General features: G+C 35.3%; 2 protein-coding genes. Both read left to right on the forward strand.

Annotation, left to right across the window (positions count from 1 at the left end; genetic code table 11):
• Positions 1 to 328 precede the first annotated feature (328 nt).
• Positions 329 to 769 carry a thiol-disulfide oxidoreductase DCC family protein gene (locus JMY02_RS13535; RefSeq protein WP_201599178.1) on the forward strand — a complete coding sequence of 147 codons (441 nt, stop codon included), beginning with the start codon at positions 329 to 331 and terminating at the stop codon, positions 767 to 769.
• Entirely contained in the window at positions 756 to 1,145 is a 390-nt protein-coding gene (locus JMY02_RS13540) for a DoxX-like family protein (protein WP_201599179.1), read from the forward strand. Before JMY02_RS13535 ends, JMY02_RS13540 begins: the two co-directional genes overlap by 14 nt.
• The last annotated feature ends 261 nt before the right edge of the window (positions 1,146 to 1,406 follow it).

Genomic DNA, 1,406 nt, shown 5'->3' on the forward strand with positions numbered 1-1,406 from the left:
TGTGAGAGTAGGTCATCGTCAGCTCTCTATTCTAAAGTAAAACCCCCTTTGACTTATGTCGAAGGGGGTTTTCTTTGCGTGGGGGTTATTGTCTACTATATTTCCCGCTATATCTTTTATCTGTCCACCTCGCTATCCATACATATCTAGTATGATTACTTCCTTTGTTTAATAATCTTCATACTTCTGTTTTATGCTTTCCTTAACTTAAATATTCGCTGTCTATAAATCTACTTCAGTTGCTTGTCTCACTATATTTAGATTGTTGGTTGCCGATATTAGTGCTAAATTTGCAGGATGATAAAATCTCATCTATAAGAGCAAAAATATGAATGCTGGTAAACTCCCACCTTATATTGGCGCGTCAGATAAAGTGATTCTCTTCGATGGTGTTTGTAAACTGTGCAATGCGTGGAGCAACTTTATTATTAAGCATGATCGACAGCGCATTTTTAAGTTGTGCAGTGTGCAGTCGGAAGAAGGTAAAAAAATACTTCTCCATTTTGGTTTACCATCTAATTCTTATGAAACGATGCTTTATGTAGAAGGTAATCAGTCTTTTCAAAAAAGCGATGCTTTTTTTCAGGTAATGGCAAAGCTTGGCTATCCATGGAAAACAGTTTGTATCTTCAGGGTTATTCCAAAGCCAATACGTGACTGGATGTATGATCGTATTGCTTTAAACCGCTACAGTTTGTTTGGGGAATACGATTATTGTACGCTACCATCGCCAGATCATGAGGCGCGCTTCTTAGATGCAAAACAGTAAGCTTTCTCATATTTCTTTTGTTAGCAGATTACTATTAGGCTTTTTGTTTATTTATCATGGCTTAGTTCCCAAAATATTATGGTTAAGCGTGGTTGAAATTCATTTGGTTTCACTGAGTGGTTTTAATTTGCCAGCTAATATTGTTTCTCCATTAGCTGGTATTGGTGAAATAATTTTGGGGTGCTTGATCATATTTTTTAGAAAGTCTACTCTGCCTGTTTATATAGCAGCAGTCGCTTTATGTTTATTATTGATCTTCGTAGGTTTAGCAAGTCCAGAATACTTGATTCATGCATTTAACCCTGTTACCACCAATATCTTAGGACTAGGTTTTTGTTATTTGATATTGTTTGTAGATAAAAATGATAATGCTTAAGTGATGGCTCAAACAGTTTAGTATTTTATGCAAAGAAACACATAAGAGTCGATATGAAAAGCTCATACGGTTAGTCTTCTCAAGAGTTGAGTGGCTAATTTTATTAAAAGCTAAATGGAGTACTGATTGGCTTAGCATCATGTGTTTGGATAAAAATGTATGCGTAAAGGTATAAAAAAAATCAAGGGGCTGTAGTAGATAAGCACCATGCTAGACTACTAAAATGAAGATAACCCGTTGTAAATTAAGTAAAAAAGAGCA

The sequence above is a fragment of the Psychrobacter vallis genome, assembly GCF_904846715.1.
Lineage (GTDB): Bacteria > Pseudomonadota > Gammaproteobacteria > Pseudomonadales > Moraxellaceae > Psychrobacter > Psychrobacter vallis.

Excerpts from the sequence above, each read along its gene's own strand:
- JMY02_RS13535 (WP_201599178.1), top strand. The coding sequence starts at position 329 with ATGAATGCTGGTAAACTCCCACCTTATATTGGCGCGTCAGATAAAGTG.
- JMY02_RS13540 (WP_201599179.1), top strand. The coding sequence starts at position 756 with ATGCAAAACAGTAAGCTTTCTCATATTTCTTTTGTTAGCAGATTACTA.